The sequence below is a fragment of the Burkholderia sp. HI2500 genome (assembly GCF_002223055.1).
Classification (GTDB): Bacteria; Pseudomonadota; Gammaproteobacteria; order Burkholderiales; family Burkholderiaceae; genus Burkholderia.
Genome location: NZ_NKFL01000007.1, coordinates 472,541 through 492,366, shown reverse-complemented (window position 1 = coordinate 492,366; position 19,826 = coordinate 472,541). Strand labels below are relative to the sequence as shown.

General features: G+C 65.8%; 20 protein-coding genes. 13 read left to right on the top strand and 7 right to left on the bottom strand.

Annotated elements, in window-relative coordinates:
- Positions 1-169 precede the first annotated feature (169 nt).
- Positions 170-1,213, top strand: coding sequence for a PDDEXK nuclease domain-containing protein (locus tag CFB45_RS34460; protein ID WP_089429584.1), 1,044 nt, complete (start codon positions 170-172; stop codon positions 1,211-1,213).
- Between the two features lie 289 nt (positions 1,214-1,502).
- Here CFB45_RS34460 and CFB45_RS34455 read toward each other — a convergent pair whose 3' ends face one another.
- Positions 1,503-2,471: an SEL1-like repeat protein gene (locus CFB45_RS34455; protein WP_144025257.1), complete on the bottom strand. Its 969-nt coding sequence runs from the start codon at positions 2,469-2,471 to the stop codon at positions 1,503-1,505.
- A 643-nt stretch (positions 2,472-3,114) separates the two neighbouring features.
- Between CFB45_RS34455 and CFB45_RS39220 the strand changes: the two genes are divergently transcribed.
- Together CFB45_RS39220 and trpS are read left to right on the top strand one after the other, a co-directional pair.
- Entirely contained in the window at positions 3,115-3,270 is a 156-nt protein-coding gene (locus tag CFB45_RS39220; protein WP_174970848.1) for a hypothetical protein, read from the top strand.
- A gap of 212 nt (positions 3,271-3,482) precedes the next feature.
- Complete coding sequence (gene trpS / locus CFB45_RS34450; protein ID WP_089429583.1) at positions 3,483-4,496, top strand: tryptophan--tRNA ligase; 1,014 nt, start codon at positions 3,483-3,485, stop codon at positions 4,494-4,496.
- A 125-nt stretch (positions 4,497-4,621) separates the two neighbouring features.
- Here trpS and CFB45_RS34445 read toward each other — a convergent pair whose 3' ends face one another.
- A complete protein-coding gene (locus CFB45_RS34445; protein ID WP_089429582.1) occupies positions 4,622-5,032 on the bottom strand; it encodes a VOC family protein in 411 nt (136 codons plus the stop codon).
- Between the two features lie 465 nt (positions 5,033-5,497).
- On the opposite strand from CFB45_RS34445, the gene CFB45_RS34440 reads away from it, so the two are divergent.
- From CFB45_RS34440 to CFB45_RS34430, 3 genes are all read left to right on the top strand, one after another.
- The gene (locus CFB45_RS34440; protein ID WP_089429581.1) at positions 5,498-5,926 is read left to right on the top strand and encodes an STM2901 family protein; all 429 of its coding nucleotides are present in this window, start codon (positions 5,498-5,500) and stop codon (positions 5,924-5,926) included.
- Positions 5,926-6,276, top strand: coding sequence for a DUF1493 family protein (locus CFB45_RS34435; protein WP_089429580.1), 351 nt, complete (start codon positions 5,926-5,928; stop codon positions 6,274-6,276). Before CFB45_RS34440 ends, CFB45_RS34435 begins: the two co-directional genes overlap by 1 nt.
- Positions 6,277-6,404: 128 nt before the next feature.
- A complete protein-coding gene (locus CFB45_RS34430) occupies positions 6,405-6,845 on the top strand; it encodes a nuclear transport factor 2 family protein (RefSeq protein ID WP_089429579.1) in 441 nt (146 codons plus the stop codon).
- 24 nt (positions 6,846-6,869) lie between these two features.
- On the opposite strand, the gene CFB45_RS34425 is transcribed toward CFB45_RS34430, so the two are convergent.
- The 4 genes from CFB45_RS34425 to CFB45_RS34405 form a co-directional block, all read right to left on the bottom strand.
- The gene (locus CFB45_RS34425) at positions 6,870-7,256 is read right to left on the bottom strand and encodes a VOC family protein (RefSeq protein ID WP_089429578.1); all 387 of its coding nucleotides are present in this window, start codon (positions 7,254-7,256) and stop codon (positions 6,870-6,872) included.
- 210 nt (positions 7,257-7,466) lie between these two features.
- Complete coding sequence (locus tag CFB45_RS34415) at positions 7,467-8,387, bottom strand: bestrophin family protein (RefSeq protein ID WP_089429577.1); 921 nt, start codon at positions 8,385-8,387, stop codon at positions 7,467-7,469.
- A 175-nt stretch (positions 8,388-8,562) separates the two neighbouring features.
- Entirely contained in the window at positions 8,563-9,570 is a 1,008-nt protein-coding gene (gene cydB, locus CFB45_RS34410) for a cytochrome d ubiquinol oxidase subunit II (RefSeq protein WP_089429576.1), read from the bottom strand.
- 3 nt (positions 9,571-9,573) lie between these two features.
- Positions 9,574-10,974 carry a cytochrome ubiquinol oxidase subunit I gene (locus CFB45_RS34405; protein ID WP_089429575.1) on the bottom strand — a complete coding sequence of 467 codons (1,401 nt, stop codon included), beginning with the start codon at positions 10,972-10,974 and terminating at the stop codon, positions 9,574-9,576.
- A gap of 428 nt (positions 10,975-11,402) precedes the next feature.
- Here CFB45_RS34405 and fdhD point away from each other — a divergent pair, with 428 nt between their 5' ends.
- The 5 genes from fdhD to moaD all read left to right on the top strand — a co-directional run bounded on the left by fdhD (position 11,403) and on the right by moaD (position 15,747).
- On the top strand, positions 11,403-12,281 hold the full coding sequence (gene fdhD, locus CFB45_RS34400) for a formate dehydrogenase accessory sulfurtransferase FdhD (RefSeq protein ID WP_089429574.1): 879 nt from the start codon (positions 11,403-11,405) through the stop codon (positions 12,279-12,281).
- Positions 12,281-13,495 (top strand): molybdopterin molybdotransferase MoeA, encoded by a 1,215-nt coding sequence (locus tag CFB45_RS34395; protein WP_089429573.1) that lies wholly within the window; start codon positions 12,281-12,283, stop codon positions 13,493-13,495. The genes fdhD and CFB45_RS34395 overlap by 1 nt, the downstream gene beginning before the upstream one ends.
- 202 nt (positions 13,496-13,697) lie before the next feature.
- On the top strand, positions 13,698-14,822 hold the full coding sequence (gene moaA / locus CFB45_RS34385) for a GTP 3',8-cyclase MoaA (RefSeq protein WP_089429571.1): 1,125 nt from the start codon (positions 13,698-13,700) through the stop codon (positions 14,820-14,822).
- A gap of 46 nt (positions 14,823-14,868) precedes the next feature.
- On the top strand, positions 14,869-15,438 hold the full coding sequence (locus tag CFB45_RS34380; RefSeq protein ID WP_089429570.1) for a molybdenum cofactor biosynthesis protein MoaE: 570 nt from the start codon (positions 14,869-14,871) through the stop codon (positions 15,436-15,438).
- Positions 15,439-15,489: 51 nt separating this feature from the next.
- The gene (gene moaD / locus CFB45_RS34375) at positions 15,490-15,747 is read left to right on the top strand and encodes a molybdopterin converting factor subunit 1 (RefSeq protein WP_089429569.1); all 258 of its coding nucleotides are present in this window, start codon (positions 15,490-15,492) and stop codon (positions 15,745-15,747) included.
- Between the two features lie 148 nt (positions 15,748-15,895).
- Here the strand turns inward: moaD and CFB45_RS34370 are convergent, their stop codons facing one another.
- On the bottom strand, positions 15,896-17,320 hold the full coding sequence (locus CFB45_RS34370; protein WP_089429568.1) for an aminotransferase-like domain-containing protein: 1,425 nt from the start codon (positions 17,318-17,320) through the stop codon (positions 15,896-15,898).
- 604 nt (positions 17,321-17,924) lie between these two features.
- Here CFB45_RS34370 and CFB45_RS34365 point away from each other — a divergent pair.
- Together CFB45_RS34365 and CFB45_RS34360 are read left to right on the top strand one after the other, a co-directional pair.
- Complete coding sequence (locus CFB45_RS34365; protein ID WP_089429567.1) at positions 17,925-18,506, top strand: helix-turn-helix domain-containing protein; 582 nt, start codon at positions 17,925-17,927, stop codon at positions 18,504-18,506.
- Positions 18,499-19,821, top strand: coding sequence for a HipA domain-containing protein (locus CFB45_RS34360; protein ID WP_089430113.1), 1,323 nt, complete (start codon positions 18,499-18,501; stop codon positions 19,819-19,821). The genes CFB45_RS34365 and CFB45_RS34360 overlap by 8 nt, the downstream gene beginning before the upstream one ends.
- Positions 19,822-19,826: the final 5 nt, after the last annotated feature.

Genomic DNA, 19,826 nt, shown 5'->3' with positions numbered 1-19,826 from the left:
GGGAACGTTGGCATACAACGCCTCGGTCAGATGAACAACCGATCATCCTTAGACCGGCCACAAGAAGGTTCGGTGAGGCTGATCGTCGGCCCACCATCCGCGACTTCGGCTGCACCTCGTGAAGGAGCCGCGAGCGTCAATAGCATGAGCGCATTTTGTCGCTGCATGTCTGAAACTCAGCACACTTGGATGGGCTGAGGATTATCGTCACTGGTTCACCGAGCTCAAGCAGCGCGTCGAGCGCGCTCGGCAGCGGGCCGTCGCCAGCGCAAATCGCGAGTTGGTCTCACTGTACTGGCAGATCGGTCGCGATATTCTCGATCGGCAGCAAAAACAGGGCTGGGGGGCCGGCGTCGTCGACCAACTTGCGCGTGATCTCAAGGCAGCGTTTCCTGACATGCGCGGGTTTTCTCCGCGCAACCTCAAGTACATGCGCGCCCTCGCACAAGCTTTTCCGCGGCCGGAATTTGTGCAACAGCCCGTTGCACAATTACCGTGGTCTCACGTTGTGACATTGCTCGACAAGCTTGATGACGCCCCGCAGCGGCTTTGGTACGCGGAAAAGTCGCTCGAGCACGGATGGTCGCGCAGCGTGTTGACCATGCAGATCGAGACGGCCGCCCATGCGCGCGCCGGCAACGCCGTGACGAATTTCGCCGACCGGCTGCCGCCTCCGCAGTCGGATCTCGCCCGCGACGCGCTCAAGGATCCTTATATCCTCGACTTCCTCGGCCTGACCGAGAACGCACAAGAGCGCGATATCGAACGTGCGCTCACGCAGCACATCACTCGTTTTTTGCTCGAACTGGGCGCCGGGTTCGCATTCGTCGGGCGTCAGTACCGGCTGGAGGTTGGCGGCGACGAGTTTTTCATCGATCTGCTTTTCTACCATCTCAAGCTTCGCTGCTATGTCGTCGTCGAACTGAAAACGACGCCGTTCAAGCCGGAGTATGCGGGACAACTGAACTTCTACCTTTCCGCGCTCGACGCGCAGGTCAAGGCGCCGGAAGACCAGCCAACCATCGGCTTGCTTCTGTGCAAGGAGAAGAATCGGCTTGTCGCGGAATATGCGCTCCGCGGCGTGACTCAACCGATGGGCGTGGCTGAATATCAGCTTATGCGTGAGGTTCCCCCCTCACTTGAGACTGGCCTCCCGACCATCGATCAGATCGAGGCCGAGTTGCGCCCCGATCTTCCGGATGTCCCTGCCTAGTTCGTTGGTCAGCGGCCCGCCTCGCAGATCGGGGAACGTGTCGCTCTGCATGACGTAGGCCTGGCGATACTACGGGTTGAACGTGACCGCCAACGGATGATCGTCCGCCACATCGGCCTGCCAGATGCCCGCCACCAGGCACGCGCGCGTGCAGCGACACCGGATCGCCGGAGGCGAAGCGACGTTCGGCGATCAGATATTTCAGTTGTGTCAGCCAGTAACCACCGTCAGGAGCGGCAGTCGTTTCCGCCTGAGGAGGCACGGTGACCTGCGGCTTCTCCGGCAGCAGTTAGCCATCGGGCACGTGCGCGCGCCCCGTACGCAGCGACACGGGAGGCACGGCGGGCTTGGCAGACGTCACCGCCTTCGCCGCGTCGATCAACGTCTCCTTTTTGCCGTCCCATTTGGGCAGTTTGGCGGGCGGCAGCGGCACCATCTTGTCAAGGTTCGGCAGACGCAGGTCGGGGTCGCGTTCCAGGCGATCGGCAAGGACGCTGTAACGCTCGGCGCGAGCGCGATCCTTCACGCCACCGGCTACCGGATCGCCATCATCGAACGCACCGAACAAATATCCCGCACTCTCGGCGCTACCGAATTTCACGCCCGCATGCAACGTCTTGAGCGCACGTTCGTTGTTCTCGCCCAACTCGGCTCGATCGCCCGCGATCGTCGTTCCCAACACATACGCCGCACGCCCGTTGCCCTGCGCGACCGCACATTCAAGCATCTGGAGTGCGATCTTGCGATTGCCCCAGAACCCCGCCTTGGGGTCGTCGTAGAGCGCGTCCATCTTGCCACCCAGATACGCCATCGCACTCGGACTGCCCTTATCGGCGGCCAATTGCCAGAATGCATAGGCGCGGCTGGCATCCTGTTTTACGCCCATCCCGTCCATGTAATACGTACCCATCAGATCGTAGGCCGCCGGAATACCCAGTTTCATCGCCTGTTCGGTGATCTGCAGCGCATGTTCGGAATCACGATCCACCCCCTCCCCCTGGGCGTAGGCGTTCGCCAGATTCAGCATTGCCTTCCAGTGCTTGCGCTCGGCCGCCTTCGTCCACAAATCGACAGCGCCCTTGTAATCGCGTTGGTTCGGCCACAACAGCGCGCTGGTCTGCACCATTGCCTGCTGGTTCCATCGATCGGCCTCGGGATCGAGCGGGGGCGCCACGTCAACCTCGTGCTTGCACTCAAACGCTGTGCGATGAGGGTTGAAGGCGGTCAACGACATGTTGCGAGGAAGAGAATCGTTCATTGAGCAGGCTGCGCACGCAATGAACAGGAAAGCCGAAACCAACCGGGTCAAGCCGATACGGTTGGCGGGAGTCGAACGCAATTGATTTAGCACGATTTGGGAAGCCTACTCAGGAAAAGCGAACGCCTGTCGCACGCTCATCATGGGACGGATGCAGGAAGCCGGTCGGCGCTCCCGAACGTGAAGAAACTGTCGTCGATCATCATCAGCAGCAGTTTACTTTCGATGTAGCTCGGGCCCCATCCTCGGATCGGGTCAGGGAACGGCGGTCGGCCTATCGCCGAGGCCAGGACGGGAGCCAGTCGTCGCGATCACCGGCAATGGCTCCGCGCACTACGCGCCGCAAGCGTCGTGGACCACAGCGAGTCGGAGGTGTCGCCTCCGGCCGCACGCCTCTCCGACAATTCTTGACTATGCACACATCGCCAAACTGGTAGGATGCCGGTCGCCTCGGCATGGAAAGCGAGCACAGGATACCCGATCGATCCCTTTTAATGGACCTCGACCCGCCATCCGTGCCGTCCAGCCCAGGCAACACGGTGCCCCACAGCCCCCGTCAAATCCGCAACACCCGGCGTCGCCCTACCCGACCCGTTGCAGCAACCGTTGGAGCGGCGCCTTTCGCGCCGGCAAGTCTGAAAGCATGAAGAACTCGAAGCAGCCCCCCCGCCCCCCGCAGCACAAAGACCGCACGCCGCTGGCGCGCGCCGGCGCGCTGCTGCTGATGGCCGGCCTGCTATATCTGCTGTGGCCGTCGGCCGAAACCGCGTACCTCGCGATGGAGTCGGTGATCCGCTGACGCGCCCGGCCATCCGTCCCCGCACTACGCTATACTCACGCAATGGAAACACGACCCGCCTCGCCGAACGTGCATTGCTGGTGGCGCGCCTGACCCAGGCGGCCCGTTTCCTTTTGCATGTCCCAAACGTGATGCCGCCAGCGATGGCGGCATTTGCGTTTCTGCGCAGACACCATGGCTGGCGGCTTCGATAACCTGGAGCCACGACCAACATGACCCACCCCGCCCGACCGACCATCCTCACCGGCGACCGCACGACCGGCCCGCTGCACCTCGGCCACTACATCGGCTCGCTGCGCGCGCGCGTGCAGATGCAGCACGAAGCGAAGCAGTTCCTGCTGCTCGCCGACACGCAGGCGCTGACCGACAACATGGGCCGCCGCCAGCGCGTCACCGAGAACGTGATCGAAGTCGCGCTCGACTATCTCGCGGTCGGCATCGATCCGGCGATCTCGACGATCGTCGTGCAGTCGCAGGTGCCCGAACTCGCCGAGCTGACGCAATACCTGCTGAACCTCGTCACGGTCGCGCGCCTCGAACGCAATCCGACCATCAAGGAAGAGATCCGCCTGCGCGGTTTCGAGCGCGACATCCCGGCCGGCTTCCTGACCTACCCGGTGAGCCAGGCAGCCGACATCACCGCGTTCAAGGCGACACACGTGCCGGTCGGCGACGACCAGTTGCCGATGATCGAGCAGACCAACGAACTCGTGCGCCGCTTCAACGCGACCGTCGAGCAGCCGGTGCTGGTCGAATGCGAGGCCGTGCTGTCGGCGGTCACGCGGCTGCCGGGGATCGACGGCAAGGCGAAGATGAGCAAGTCGCTCGGCAACGCGATCACGCTCGGCTCGACGCCGGACGAGATCACGCAGGCCGTGAAGGACATGTACACGGACCCGAACCACCTGCGCGTGAGCGATCCCGGCCAGGTCGAGGGCAACGTCGTGTTCACGTTCCTCGATGCGTTCGAACCTGACGTGCAGAAGGTTGACGAGCTGAAGGCGCACTACCGTCGCGGCGGGCTCGGCGACAGCGTCGTCAAGCGCGTGCTGAACGAGCGGCTGCAGGCGTTGATCGAGCCGATCCGCGCGCGCCGTCGCGAATTCGAGGCCGACAAGGCTGAAGTGATGGCGATCCTGAAGTGCGGCACGATGCACGCACGGGACGTGGCCGGCGCGACGCTCGCCGAGGTGAAGGGCGCGATGGGGTTGAACTACTTCGATTGAGCGACGCAGGCGGCGAGCATGCGAATGCGCTCCGCGCGCCGCCGCACGGAATCCGGCCGGCGCGTGGCGTTCACCGCGTCACGTGCGCGAGCGATCGAGCGAGTGCCGAGCGAACCGCACCTTCATCACGATGCCCGCACTGGCACGGACGCGTGGCACACCGCTTCCACGCGGTTACCGGCCGGGTCGACGAGAAACGCGCCGTAGTAGTCGCCGTGGTAACGCGGCCGCAAGCCGGGTTCACCGTCGGACTGCCCGCCCGTCGCCAGGCCGGCCTCGAAAAACGCATCCACCTGCTCGCGGCTCGCGGCCTTGAAGCACCAGTGCCGCTTGCTCACGCCGATTTCAGCGGGATCCAGATAGACCGCCAGAAACGTCGATGCGGTGTCGTTCGCATTGCAACGTTCGCCATAGCCGAGCGCGGTCGGCCGGTCATAGACCTTGGCTGCGCCGAGCGCGGCCATGATGGCATCGTAGAACGGGCGCGCGACGTCAATATCCGGCACGCTGATGGATACGTGATCAAGCAATTGCATAGGGTTTGCTCCATGGAATGAGCATGAGTCTACACACCCGTGCGCGTTTTGCCTCGACCGACCCTCCCTGCTGGCGTCCGTGCGACCGGTCGCGGCATTCGGTCAGCATCTCGGCTCGCTGCACGCTCAAACGGATGCAGCACGAAGCCGCTTTCAAGACGGGCATTGGCCCTGAACACGGCCAGCGACACTTGGAAACCTTTCGATTCAAGCCATCCGTCGCTTCGGGAACCGCACAGGCCGAGATTGCTTCCGCGCCGCTTACCGGTGACAGCGCGGCAAACGCAAGCCATCAGGCAGCTCGCGCCCGAGCGGGCAAGCCATCGCAAGCCACATGAACGCCCTCCCGATGAAATTGACCTGCAATGGCGGTCTCGCTAACGTGGCCCACCGATAACAAGGACGGCAAGCGAGCCGTGCAGCGCACGTGGCTGGCTCGTTTCGCCTGCTCCCCGAGGACACCGAGTGAATACCTATCGCTACCAGAACCAGCAAAACCTGAGTCCGACCGAACTATTCTTCCTGATCGCCGCCGATGAAACGTGCAAACAAGCCGGAATCGACGACGTAGAAGCCGTTATTCTGATTCTCTCCGGCCTGCCGATCCTTCCGACCCGCGCCAAGCCGTTCGGGGCAACCCAAGGTACCTCCGTCGCATCGGTAATGGCACGGTCGGTGTTCCGGTATGAATTCAAACGCAAGGTGCTACCGACCGTCACACTACAAAGCATCAAGAATCTGCGTGTGATCCTGACTCATCGCGTTGCGGTGTTCGTTGGTCGGACGGTGCCAGGCGTCGGCTGGGCCCTGCTCGCCAAAGATGCCTTCCATATTGTCCGGAACACCGTTTCCCGGTACAACCAGATTGCCAAACCGGAGGACAGGGTTCTGTAATGGACGACCGTCAATTGTGGGAAAAGCTGGAAGCGTTCGTTCGCGAGGAAGCAGCCGTATCGAGCAAGCGCCGGATTACCGGGAGCACCTCCGTATCCGACGATCTCGGACAAACCGGAGACGATGCCGACATCTTCATGGATCGATTCTTCTCCCGCTTCGAGGTGGATCGCGGCGACTACGATTTCGGACGTTACTTCCTGATGGAAGGTGAAGGGATCCTGTATCACGTCGTGCGCAAGTACCTGCTCAGGAAACCTCATACGTTCAAACGGGAGGCATTGACCGTCAACATGCTGTGCAAAGCCGTCACACTCGGCAGGTGGGACTCCGAGGCAATCAAGGAATGATCGGCACTGGTCGCCTCCCGCGCCTGCTCGACTGATCGTGAATCTCTAGCCGCCTTAGTCCACTCAGCCGATGCCACCCCCGCCCGCCCCCGCTATCGTTTCCCCGTCATCCACCTCCCCACGACAGCATGACGCCCCAGGAAACGATCGACCGGATGGAGATCCAGGATCTGCTGACCCGCTATTGCCACGCCGTCGACCGCCACGACTGGCACGAATTCGAACGCCTCTTCGCGGCCAACGCGACGCTCGACTACACGGCCTTCGGCGGTCCGGTAGGCAGCCGTGCGGAAATTGCCGGGTATCTGGAACAAGTGACGTCGGCGATGCGCGGCACGCAGCACACGATCTCGACGTCGCTGCTGATCGTCGACGGCGACGCGGCGACCGCGCGAACGGCCGGCCAGGCGATGCTGATCTCCGCCGATGAAGCCGGCGACGATCGCGTGTGCTTCGTCGGGCTCTGGTATCGCGACCTGCTGGTGCGGACCGAATGCGGGTGGCGCATCCAGCGCCGCACGCAGGAGCGCAGCTGGATGCACGATGCGCCGCCGGTCGCGGTGCGCTGAGCGCCCCGCGCGCGGCGCGTGACGTCACTTCATCTGCATCAGCTGAATCAGGTTCCCGCACGTATCGTCGATGATCGCGACACGCACGGGCCCCGCGTCCATCGGCTCCAGCGTGAAGCGCACACCGAGATCCGTCAGCCGCGCAAACTCCGCATCGAGGTCGTCGACCTGGAACGATGCCGCCGGAATGCCGTCCTCGTACAGCGCCTGCTTGTAAGGCCCGACCGCTCGGTGGTGGCTCGGCTCGAGCAGCAGCTCGGTGCCGTCCGGCTGGTCTTTCGACACTACCGTCAGCCAGCGGGTCTCGCCCACCGGCACGTTGTTCTTCAGCTTGAACCCGAGCTTGTCGGTATAGAACGTCAACGCCGTGTCCTGGTCGTCGACAAAGATACTCGTCACGTAGATTCGCATTTCAATCGCTCCTGTCGCGGCAGCCACCGCCCTGCCACTATTCTTCGTCGAAATCGATGACAAATGCATCACCGTTGTCGATCAGCTTGCGCAGGTAGCCGTCGAAGTCGTCGGCGATCGCCGCATAGCTGTCGGGATCGTGCAGGAAACGCACGACCCTGCCGCCCGACGTCGGCCCGAAATCGACGCAGCGCCGCGACGTACCGCCGCTTACGTGATCTGGTACGTCGACGCCGGCACGAATTCCTCCGGCAGAGGGCGGTCGCCCAGTTCGAGCACCGACCGCTCGATCGTGCGCGTCATCGCATCGAGCGCCAGCGCGTTCGGCGCGAGGCCGAACGGCTCGGCCACCTCGCTCGCGATCGCTTCGAGCGCGATCAGCGTGTATGAGATGAACACGCAGATCAGCGGCGTGAAGAACTCCGTCGAATCGACGAGGCCGAACGGCAGCAGCACGCAATACGCATACACGGTGCGATGCAGCAGCACGCTGTACGAGAACGGAATCGGCGTCGACAGGATGCGTTCGCAACCACCCACCGATTTGCCGACCTCGTCGAGCTGCGTCTCGAACATCCAGCAGGTCGCGTCGCTGCCGGGCGCGCGGCCCAGCGCACGGACGATGCCCGCGCGCAGCTCGTCGAGGATCGCGACGGGCTTGAAGCATTTGCCGCCCAGCTCGGCCGTGCGTTCCGCACCGAGAATGCGCTGCAGGTCCGCGGTCGGATCGGTATGACGAAGCTGATGCTTGAGCGCATAGGTGAGCGCGATCAGCAGGTCGGCGAGCCGGTTGCGCTCGGCGTCGCTCACACTGTCGGGCAGGTAGCGATTGAACTGCGACGTCAGCGTACGCGCCGCGATCAGCAGGTTACCCCACAGATGCCGCGCCTCCTTGAAACGCTCGAAGCTCGCGCTGTTGCGAAAGCCGAGAAAGATCGCGAGCGCGAGCCCGAACAGCGTGAACGGCGCGGTGTTGAGGGGGATCTTCTCGCCGAAGATGCGCCCGTTCGTGAAGACCGCCAGCGTGCTGACGACCGCCATGAACACGAGCTGCGGAATGATCGATTGCAGCACGGAGCCGTTCCAGACGAACAGCATCCTGAGCCAGTTTTGTTGTGGTCGGACGATCATGGTGTTTTCTCGACTGCAGGGAATGCATCAAACGGCGCGCCGGCGCCCGATGCGCAACGGCCCGCGCGTGGCGGGCCGCTGTCGGGTGAAGGCCGGGCCGGGCAACGCGCTGCGCGTGATGATACGCCCGCGCCCGCCCTGCCCGTCACATCATGCGGCGTTCAGTGATGGCCGCTCAGTGATAACCGATATCGCCCTCGCGCACCTTGCCGCGGAACACGCGGTACTGCATCGCGTTGTACACGAGGATGATCGGCAGCACGATCACGGTGCCGACGAGCGCGAACAGCTGGCTCGAGTGGCTCGACGACGCGTCCCAGATCGACAGCGACGGCGGCACGATGTTCGGCCAGATGCTGATCACGAGCCCCGTGTAGCCGAGGAACACGAGCGCGAGCGTCAGCAGGAACGGCGTGGACTCGTGCTCGCGCTTCACGGTGTGGAAGATGCCCCACACGCAGGCGACGACGAGCACCGGCACCGGCAGGAACCAGCCGAGGTTGCCGCTGCCGAACCAGCGATGCGCGACGGCCGGCAGCCCGATCACGGTCCACAGGCTGACCACGCCCATCACGGCGAGCAGCACGCCTGCGAGCGGCTTCATCAGCAACCGCATCTTGCGCTGCAGCTCGCCGTCGACCTTCAGGATCAGCCAGCCGCAGCCGAGCGTCGCATACGTGACTAGCACGCCGATCCCGCACAGCAGGCTGAACGGCGACAGCCAGTCGAACGGCCCGCCCGCGAACTGGTTGTTCTCGATCTTGATGCCCTGCAGCAGCGAACCGAGCACGATCCCCTGGCAGAACGCGGCCAGCGCCGAGCCGCCGATGAACGCGAGATCCCACATGTGTTGCGTGCGCGTGGCCTTCGCGCGCAGCTCGAACGCCGCCCCGCGGAAGATCAGCCCGACCAGCATCAGCACCAGCGGCAGGTAGTTCGCCGGCAGCAGCGTCGAATACACGACCGGGAACGCGCCGTAGAGCCCCGCGCCGCCGAGCACCAGGAACGTCTCGTTGCCGTCCCACACCGGTGCGACGGTGTCGAGCATCACCTGGCGCTCGGCCTTCGCGTCGAAGAACGGAAACAGCAGGCCGATGCCGAGATCGAAGCCGTCCAGCATCACGTAGATGAACACGCCGAGGCCGATGATCGCGGCCCAAATGACAGGAAGATCGATGTGCATGGCTTACTCCGCTTCGGTGACGTTCAGCGGCGTGGACAGCGCGCTCTTGCGCAGCCCCGGATGCCGGTGCAGCTCGATATACCCGGCCTGGGCAGCCGGCCCGCGCTTCATCAGTTTCATCATGTAATAGATACCCGTTCCGAACACCAGGAAATACACGACCACGAAGATCAGCAGCGACACGCCGACCTGCTGCGCGCTCAGCGGCGCGACCGAATCGATGGTGCGCAGCACGCCGTACACGGTCCACGGCTGACGCCCGACCTCGGTCGTGATCCAGCCGGCCAGCAGCGCGAGGATGCCCGACGGCCCCATGCATACGACGAACCACTGGAACCAGCGCGTTTCATACAGGCGCCCGCCCTTTCTCAGCAGCAGCCCGAGCAGCGCGGTGAGCAGCATCAGCATCCCGAGGCCCGCCATGATCCGGAACGTCCAGAACACGATCGGCGAATACGGGCGGTCCTGCGGCGGGAATTCCTTCAGCCCGCGAATCTCGCCGTCCCAGCTGTGCGTGAGGATCAGGCTGCCGAGGTGCGGCACCTGGATCGCATAGCGCGTGGTTTCGGCCTGCATGTCGGGCAACCCGAAGAGGTTCAGCGCGGTGCCGCCCTTCTCGGTTTCCCACAGCCCCTCGATCGCCGCGATCTTGGCCGGCTGGTATTCGCGGGTGTTCAGCCCGTGCGCATCGCCGACGACGATCTGGATCGGCGCGAGGATCAGCAGCATCCACAGCGCCATCGAGAAGCTGCGCTTCACCGGCTCGTCGCGGCGCCCCTTGAGCAGGTGCCACGCGCCGCACGCGGCGACGATGAAGCCCGCGACGATGAACGCCGCGATCGTCATGTGCACGAGACGGTACGGGAACGACGGGTTGAAGACGACCTTGAACCAGTCGACCGGCACGACGAGGCCGTTCTCGATCTTGTAGCCCTGCGGCGTCTGCATGAAGCTGTTCGACGCGAGGATCCAGAACGTCGAGATCAGCGTGCCGACCGCGACCATCAGCGTCGCGAAGAAGTGTGCGCGGGGGCTCACGCGCTGCCAGCCGAACAGCATCACGCCGAGGAAGCCGGCTTCGAGGAAGAACGCCGTCAGCACTTCATACGTGAGGAGCGGGCCCGTGATGTTGCCGGCGACGCGCGAGAAGCCGGCCCAGTTGGTGCCGAACTCGTACGCCATCACGACGCCGGAGACCACGCCCATCCCGAAGCCGATCGCGAAGATCTTCGACCAGAACTGGAACATGGATTTATAGGCGGCATCGCCGGTGACGAGGTAGCGCCATTCCAGCACTGCCAGGAAGCTCGCCATACCGATGCTGATCGCGGGAAACACGATGTGGAACGACACCGTGAACGCGAATTGCAAGCGGGCGAGATGGAACGCATCGAAGATTTCCATGACCGTAATTTGCTCGTGGTTGTGAGGACGTACGCTCGAAGCAGGAAATCGCGCGACGGCTTGGCGACAACACATGCGAACACAAACGGTCACTCGCATGGCATCGAAGCGTGAATGACGATATCGCGTTTGCAACGATACTCGCAATCGTTCGAACGTGCGTTGAAACTGTGCTGCTTACGCCGCCGAAGATGTGTGCACGGAAAACACATTTCGTGCCTGCGGGAGGGTCAGCTGTACTGCTTTCGGCGTTGCAGCGCTGTATATCCGGCGTGCCTGTCATCCCCCTTAACATCCCATGAAACGCCTGCCGGAAGCGACGGCGCGCCCCCTCGGCCGCGCCCGCCCGGCAGCATCCCGATTCCCCTGGTCCGGCGTACCCGCCCGACCCGGCCGGCCCGCCGGCCGATCCGCCTGGAGAAAACCGCATGGAGTCCTGCATCCGCCGCGACGAGCCGACCGGCAGCACCGCGTGTCAGGTGACGCGCCACCGTGCCGGCGAAGCGCGCGACACCGTCGACAGCGTCGTCGAGGAAACGCCGGTTGCACTCGTGTTCAACGACATTGCGCACACGGTCATGATGGCGACCCCGATCGACCTCGACGTGTTCGGCCTCGGCTTCGCGCTGAGCGAAGGCATCGTCGAGCGCGCATCGGACGTGTTCGACCTCGAAAGCGAATGCCGGGCCGGCAGCGCCGAAGTGCGGCTGACCGTGTCGCAGCAGGCATTCATGGCGATGAAGGCGCACCGGCGCGCGCTGGCCGGCCGCACCGGCTGCGGCGTCTGCGGGATCGAAAGCATCGCGCAGCTCGACCTGCACCCGCCGCGCATCGCTGCCGCCGGCACGGCCGCCGGTATCGGCGCGGCAGCGATCGAACGTGCCGCGCGCGCGTTGCCGGCCCACCAGACGCTGATGCGTGAGACGGGCGGCATCCATGCGGCCGCGTGGTGCAACCGCGACGGCGACGTGCTCGACGTGTTCGAGGACGTCGGTCGCCACAACGCGCTCGACAAGCTGATCGGCCGGCTCGCGCGGCGCCGCGCGAACCTGCACGACGGCTTCGTGTTCCTGTCCAGCCGCGCAAGCTACGAACTGGTGCGCAAGGCCGCGCGGGTCGGCATCCCGATGATCGCGACGATCTCGGCGCCGACCTCGCTCGCGATCGACGTCGCCCGCGAAGCCGGCGTCCGGCTGGTCGGCTTCTGCCGCAACGACGGCTTCGTCGAGTACGTGTCGCCCGACGCCGCTCAGCCCTCTCAACCCGATCAACCCGCGCTCGCTCAAGCGCATCCGGCGCGCTCCTGATGAAACCCCTGACCGATTTCGACACCGCGCAGCAGCATTTCGCCACTGCGTTCGCGCCGCTCGGCACCACCACGTCCGTCCCGGTCGCGGAAGCCGCCGGCCACGTGCTGGCCGCGCCGCTCATCGCCGTGCTCGACCAGCCGCCGGCCGACCAGAGTGCGATGGACGGCTACGCCGTGCGTCACGCGGATCTCGCGCACGGCGAGCCGCTGCACGTCGCGCAGCGCTGCTACGCAGGCGACACGCCGGCGCCGCTGGCCCCGCGCACGGCCGCACGCATCTTCACCGGCAGCGTGATTCCGCCCGGCGCGGACACCGTCGTGATGCAGGAACACGCACGCGAGCAGGACGGCTGGGGCGCGTTCGACGCGCCGCAGCGCAGCGGCTCGCACATCCGCCGCCAGGGCGAGGAAGTGCGCGCCGGCGACCGGCTCGTGCCGGCCGGCGTGCGCATGGGCCCGATGCACGTCGGCGTGGCCGCCGCGCAGGGGTTCGCGCGCGTCGACGTGCGCCCGGCGCTGCGCGTCGGCATCCTGACGACCGGCGACGAGCTCGTCGCGTGCGGGCAGCCGCGTGCGCCGCAACAGATTTACAACAGCAATGCGCCGATGCTCGCCGCGCTCGTTTCGGGAACCGGTGCCGAAGTCGCGATGCGCCTGCATGCGGCCGACACCGCGGCCGCCGTCGATCGTGCGCTGCGCGATCTGCACGCGGGTTGCGACCTGGTGATCTGCGTCGGTGGCGCATCGGTCGGCGACAAGGATCTGCTGCGCCCCGCGCTGGACGCGCTCGGCGCGTCGTTCATCGTCGCCGGCGTGCGCATGAAGCCGGGCAAGCCGGTTGCACTCGCCCGGCTCGACACGCGGCCGGTGGTGTTGCTGCCCGGCAATCCGGGGGCCGCGATGACCGCGTTCGCGCTGTTCGTCGCACCGCTGATCCGCCGCCTGCAGGGGCGCAGCGCACGCCTGCCGATCGTGCCGTCGCTGCCGATCGACGCCGACTTCGAACCGGATCCGCAGCGCGAACGCTTCGTGCGCGTGCACTGCACCGTCGGCCTCGACGGCACGCCCGCGCTCGACACGCTGCGCCAGCAAGGCGCCGGCACGCTGCAGTCGCTCGTGCAGGCGAGCGGGCTCGCGCGGCTGCCGGCCGGGCAGCGCATCGCGTGCGGCGACGCGGTACCGTATTACGAATTCGCGCACTGGCTTGCGTGAGCGCGATGACCCTCACCCGCCCGATTCACGGCCTTCGCCGTCGCGCAGGTCGTACGACGAACTGTATCCCTGCAATTCGGGCGCGATTGTGTCCCTGCCACGAAAACCCCGCGGACTATCCTCACGATGAGGCTCGTCACGCGCCGTGCGCCTGCCCATCCGCACATGCACGGCCGACCGGCGACGCCCCACCGCTTACTTCTTGCAGGCCGACGAACCGATCGTGAATGCCATCGTTTCCGCCGCGCCGGCCGCTGCCGCGCTTTCCGGCGGCGCATCGCCCGGCGCTTTCCCCCGCACGACCGACACGCTCGGCCGCCCGCTGCGCGACCTGCGCCTGTCCGTGATCGATCAATGCAACTTCCGCTGCGGCTACTGCATGCCGCGCGAAAGCTTCGGCGCCGACTATGCGTTCATGCCGTCGTCCGAGCGGCTGTCGTTCGCGCAACTCGAAAAGATCGCCCGTGCGTTCACGTCGCTCGGCGTCGAAAAGATCCGCATCACGGGCGGCGAGCCGCTGCTGCGCCGCAACCTCGAAGCGCTGATCGAACGTCTCGCCGCGCTGACGACCGTCGACGGCAAGCCCGTCGAGATCGCGCTGACGACCAACGGCTCGCTGCTGGCCGCAAAGGCGCGCACGCTGCGCGACGCGGGCCTGTCGCGCGTGACGGTCAGCCTCGATGCGCTCGACGACGCGGTGTTCCGCCGGATGAGCGACACCGACGTGCCCGTGTCGCGCGTGCTGGCCGGCATCGAGGCCGCGCAGGCGGCCGGGCTCGCGCCGGTCAAGGTCAACGCCGTGATCGAGCGCGGCGCGAACGACGACCAGATCCTGCCGCTCGTGCGGCACTTCCGGCATTCCGGCGTGGCCGTGCGCTTCATCGAATACATGGATGTCGGCGGCGCGAGCTTCTGGTCCGGCGACAAGGTCGTGCCGGCCGCGCGGATGCGCGAGCTGATCGACGAACACTATCCGCTCGTGCTCGTCGGCGAACCGGCGCACGACGCGACCGCGATCCGTTGCGCGCACATCGACGGCGCGGGCGAAGTCGGCTTCATCGCGAGCGTGTCGCATCCGTTCTGCGGCACCTGCTCGCGCGCCCGCGTGTCGGCCGACGGGCAGCTCTACACGTGCCTGTTCGCGACGCAAGGCACCGATCTGCGGCCGTGGCTCGACGACGCAGCGTCGAGCGCCGACCTCGCCGCCGCCGTGCGCGAGCGCTGGACGCACCGCGACGACCGCTATTCCGAGCGCCGGGCCGCACGGCCTGCCCGCGCGCCGGGCAAGACCTATCCGACCGTGCGCATGTCGCTGGTCGGCGGCTGAGGGGCCGCCGCGCGCCCCAGGCCGCACCGCCTACAGGAGAATCGTCATGACGAGCTTCACCGAATCCCGTGCCGGTCTGCCGGACGATCCGTTGCACGCGGGCAGCCCCGCGCCCGACAACGCGACCGACCCGCATCCCGAACCGCCACCGTCGATTGCGGCGGGCTTCGAAGTGCGCGTCCAGTACGCATCGATCGATGCCGGCGCCGAGCTCGCGCCGATCGTTCGCAATCCGAATGTCGGCGCGGTCGTGAATTTCCTCGGCGTGGTGCGCAACGAAGGCGACGTCGATGACGTGATCGCGCTCGAGGTCGAGCACTATCCGACGATGACCGAACAGGCGCTATGGAGCATCGTCGAGGAAGCCAGCGCGCGCTGGCAGCTCGAAACGATCAAGATCGTGCATCGCGTCGGGCGCATTCCGCTCGGCCAGACGGTCGTGCTGGTCGTGGTGGCCGCCGCGCATCGCGGCGCCGCGTTTGACGCGTGCGAATTCCTGATGGACTTCCTGAAGACCCATGCGCCGTTCTGGAAGAAGGAGATCCGCCACGACGGTGTGTCCGGCTGGGTCGAGGCGAAAGCGCACGACGACCAGGCGATGCGGCGCTGGGGCTGATTGCGTTCGCTTCGTGTTTCCGATTCCGCCGCTCCTTCTGAAGACAACGCAATGAAACTGACGATCAAATACTTCGCAAGCATTCGCGAACAACTGGCAATCGATGAAGAAACCGTCGAGATCGATGCGCGCGAACTCACCGTCGACGCGCTGCGCGACACGCTGGCCGCACGCGACGCGCGCAGCGCGGAAGCGCTGCGGATGGACCGGCCCGTGCGGGCCGCCGTGAATCTCGAGATGGTGACGGGGGGATTCGTCGTGCGGGAGGATAGCGAGGTGGCGTTTTTCCCGCCGGTGACGGGGGGTTAACCTCGGTCACGCAAGCCTCCGGGGCACCCGATTGCGAGCGCCCGGCCGGCGATGGCTTCTGCGCGGCCACCGCTGCATGCCGTCGAAATGACAAAGCCGGCACCAGGCCGGCTTCGTCGTTGAAGCACACGATACCGCGCGTGCCCGCTCACCGCATGCACGCCGCCGCCAGCTTCCCGACCGTGATCACCGCCTGCTCGATTTCCGGCGACCACGGGCTGCTGTAGTTCAACCGGATGAAGTTCCGGTAGCTGTCCGTGATCGAGAACATGTAGCCGGGCCCGATCGTGATCCCCTGCTCCAGCGCGAGCTGGTACAGCCGCATCGCATCGATCTGCGCGGGCAGCTCGACCCACAGCACGTACCCGCCCGCCGGGCTCGAGATGCGCGTGCCTTCCGGAAAGAACCGCGACACCATCGCGCGCATCAGGTTCGCCTGCTGCGCATACGCCTTGCGCAGGCGCCGCAGGTGATGCTCGTAGCCGTCGCGTTCGAGAAACTCAGCGATCGCGAGCTGCGGCAGCGACGGCGTCGCGAGCGTGTTCAGGAATTTCAGCTTCTCGACCTGGTCACGATAGCGGCCCGGCAACGCCCAGCCGATCCGGTATGCGGCCGTCAGGCTCTTCGAGAACGACGAGCAGTGCAGCACGATCCCGCTGCGGTCATACGACTTCAGCGAACTCGGATGCGCATCGCCGAAATACAGTTCGTTGTACACGCCGTTCTCGATCAGCGGCATCCCGGTCTTCGTCGCGAATTCGACCAGCTCGCGCTTGCGTTCGTCCGGCATCTGGAAGCCGAGCGGGTTCTGGAAGTTCGGCATCACCATGCACGCGGCGATCGGCTGCGACTTCGCGATCGCGGCCAGCGCCGCGATGTCGATTCCGTATTCCGGATGTGTCGCGACCTCGATCGCCTTCATTCCCATCCGCTCGATCGCGTGCAGCATCGCGTAGAACGTCGGCGACTCCACCGCGATCGTGTCGCCCGGTTTCGCAACGGCCTGCAGGCACAGGTTGATCGCCTCCGTCGCGCCGACCGTCACGATGATCTCGTTCGGGTCCACCGACATCCCGTTTTCCAGGTAGCGGCGTGCAATCTGGCGGATCAGCCGCGGATGGCCGGGCGGCAAGCCGTCCGTCACGCCCCACAGCGATTTGTCGCGGCCGGCCGCATACGCATAGCGGTTCAGCTTCTCGAACGGAAACAGGCTCGGGTCCGGGTACGGCGAACCGAGCGGCACCGCGTCGTCGGTGCCGATCGAGCGCAGCGTCGACAGCACGAGCCGGCTCACGTCGACCGACGACGAGATCGCGATCGGCTTCGACGGCCGCAGCTCGCGCACCGGTGCATGGCTGTCGTCGCGTCGCAGGTTCACGAAATAGCCCGACTGCGGCCGGCTTTCGAGCAGCCCGCGGCTTTCCAGCAGCAGATACGCATGCAGCACGGTCGTGATGCTGATCCGGTGCTGCTGGCTCGCCTGCCGCACCGAAGGAATCCGGTCGCCGTGCCGGTACACGCCCTGGCGGATCAGGCGCTCGATGTCGTCCGCGAGTTTTTCATAGAGTTTCATCGCGTGCCTCCCGCCGGCTCGCGCAGCTGGGCTGCCCCGCCGTTTGCGTCCGACACGCCCGTGTTTCGCCCGCCGGCCGGGCCGTCGTGATTCCTGATCTTTCCCTCCGGTTTTGCCTTTTCCATCGCACTGGCTCTCTCTTGAAGATGCGCCGACAGGGTTCCGGTACGACTGGATCTGCGGCACTGTGCACTTGATGATGGAATCTTAAGAGCAGAACAGTTGGCGACGAGTACACACATCGATCGCGCGAACAAGAGTACAGTTCGGCGCGCATCGCGCATCGCGGGAGAACTGTACGTCTTATGAAATGGGCCGCGATGCCGGCAAATCGCGCGCAGCGACGCCGGACGGCGCGCGTGGCTTTCAGGGCATGACAACGAACCGCAGATGCCTCCCTGCGGCCGCGGGGCGGCCGGTACACGTTGCCGGTCATTCGGAAGTAAAAACTGTTCGATCTAAGAGTTTTTCTCTCAACATCGTCGCTTATGAGCCAAAACTCGTCGATCGCACGGTTTACGCTTGAATTCTTCCATTGAGATGCAATACTGTTTGATCTCACAGTTTTTATCCTACCGAGCCGGCAACGGTAGCAGGGCCCACCATGCGATACACGATCGAACAGGCATCCGACATCGGCGGCGTGATCCGCGCCGCGCGGAAAGTGCAGCAACTGCGCCAGGACGACGCGGCCGGCAGCGTCGGCGTCAGCGAGTCGTTCATGGTCAAGGCCGAGCGCGGCGCGGACACCATCCAGTGGGCCAAGGTGTTCCAGATCCTGCAGGGGCTCGGCGTTCGGGTCGTCGTCGACATTCCCGACGCCAGCGAGGAACTGCTCGAACGCCAGTCGGCGCGCGCGAGCCATCGGGCCGGCGTGCGTGCACGGCGCGCGGCCGAGCGCCTGCTGCTGCGCGCGGACGCCGCGCACCCGGCCCCGGCCGGCGAATCCGCGCCGCCCACCCGCGCGGCCGCACGCGTGCTCTCGGCCGCACGTCTCGTGCTGTCGCCTGTCGAAGCGTTCGGCGTGGGGACGGACGACACGCGCCGCCCGCGGATCAGGACGACCGACGCCGGCCGTCAGGCCTCGGCCCGTGCAATCGAGATCGCGCGCCGCGTGCTGACAGACGCCGGTGAAGCCGTACCCGACCACGCGCGCCCCGCCGGCGAGGACGCGTCGCATGACTGAGCGCACCCTCGTCGCCGCCATCGACGGCCAATCAATCGGCACGCTGCATGAAAACCGCAATCTGTGGGCGTTCGAATACGCGCCGTCGTGGCTCGCGCAGGCGTCCCGCTTCGCGCTGAGCCCGCATCTCCCGCTGCAGGCCGGCGTGCTGCGCGACGGCGCGACCACCCGCCCCGTCCAGTGGTATTTCGACAACCTGCTGCCGGAAGAATCGGTGCGGGCGCTGCTGGCGCGTGACGCGGGCCTGCCCGACATCGGCGACGCGTTCGCGCTGCTCGAGCACTACGGACGCGAATCGGCCGGCTCGGTGACGTTGCGCCTGCCGGTGGACACGGCCGACGAGGACACGCGCCTGCGCCCGCTCGACGATACCGAACTCGACGCGCGCATCCGCCACCTGCCTGCCGTGCCGCTGACGCACGACGCGCCGAAGAAGATGTCGCTCGCCGGCGCGCAGCACAAGCTGCCGGTCGTGCTGCGCGACGGCGCGCTGTTCGAGCCGAGCGGCCAGGCGGTGTCGACGCACATCCTGAAGCCGAATCATCCGCACGCGCACGACTATCCGCATTCGGTCATCAACGAGTGGTTCGTGATGACGCTCGCGCGCCGCGTCGGCCTCGACGTGCCCGAGGTCGAGCGCCGCTACGTGCCGGCGCCCGTGTACGTGATCCGCCGCTTCGACCGCGCGCAGACGGATACCGGCGTCGAACGACGCCACGCGATCGACGGTTGCCAGGCGCTCAACCTGCCCGCGACGATGAAATACACGGGCTGGTCGCTCGACGCGCTCGCAACGCTCGCCAACGCGTGCCGCGCGCCCGCACCGGTTCGCCTGCGCCTGTTCCGCTGGCTCGTGTTCTGCATCGTCGTCGGCAACGGCGATTCACACCTGAAGAATCTGAGCTTCCTCGTCACCGACAGCGGGCTCGCGCTGGCACCGCACTACGACCTGCTGTGCGACGGTGTCTACGAAACCGCGACTTACAGCGCGCGCAGCCGCTGGCCGGACCTGACGGAATTCACGCGGCCCGTCGCGGGTGTGCAGCGCTATGCGGATTTCACGCGCGACGTGCTCGACCAGGCCGGCGCGACGCTCGGGCTGACGCGCGCGACCGCGCAGCGCCACATCGACGAACTGCTCGCGCGCATTCCGGTGCAGGCCGACGCGCTGCTGCTCGAGATCGCCGCCGACAACGACGCGATGAAGACTGCCCGCCCCGAACTCACGGCGACGCTCGGCGGTGAGATGCACCTGCTGCGCGCGATCCGCCATATCGTCATCCACGAGATGGTCGAGCGCCTGCGGCCGCGCTGACGCCA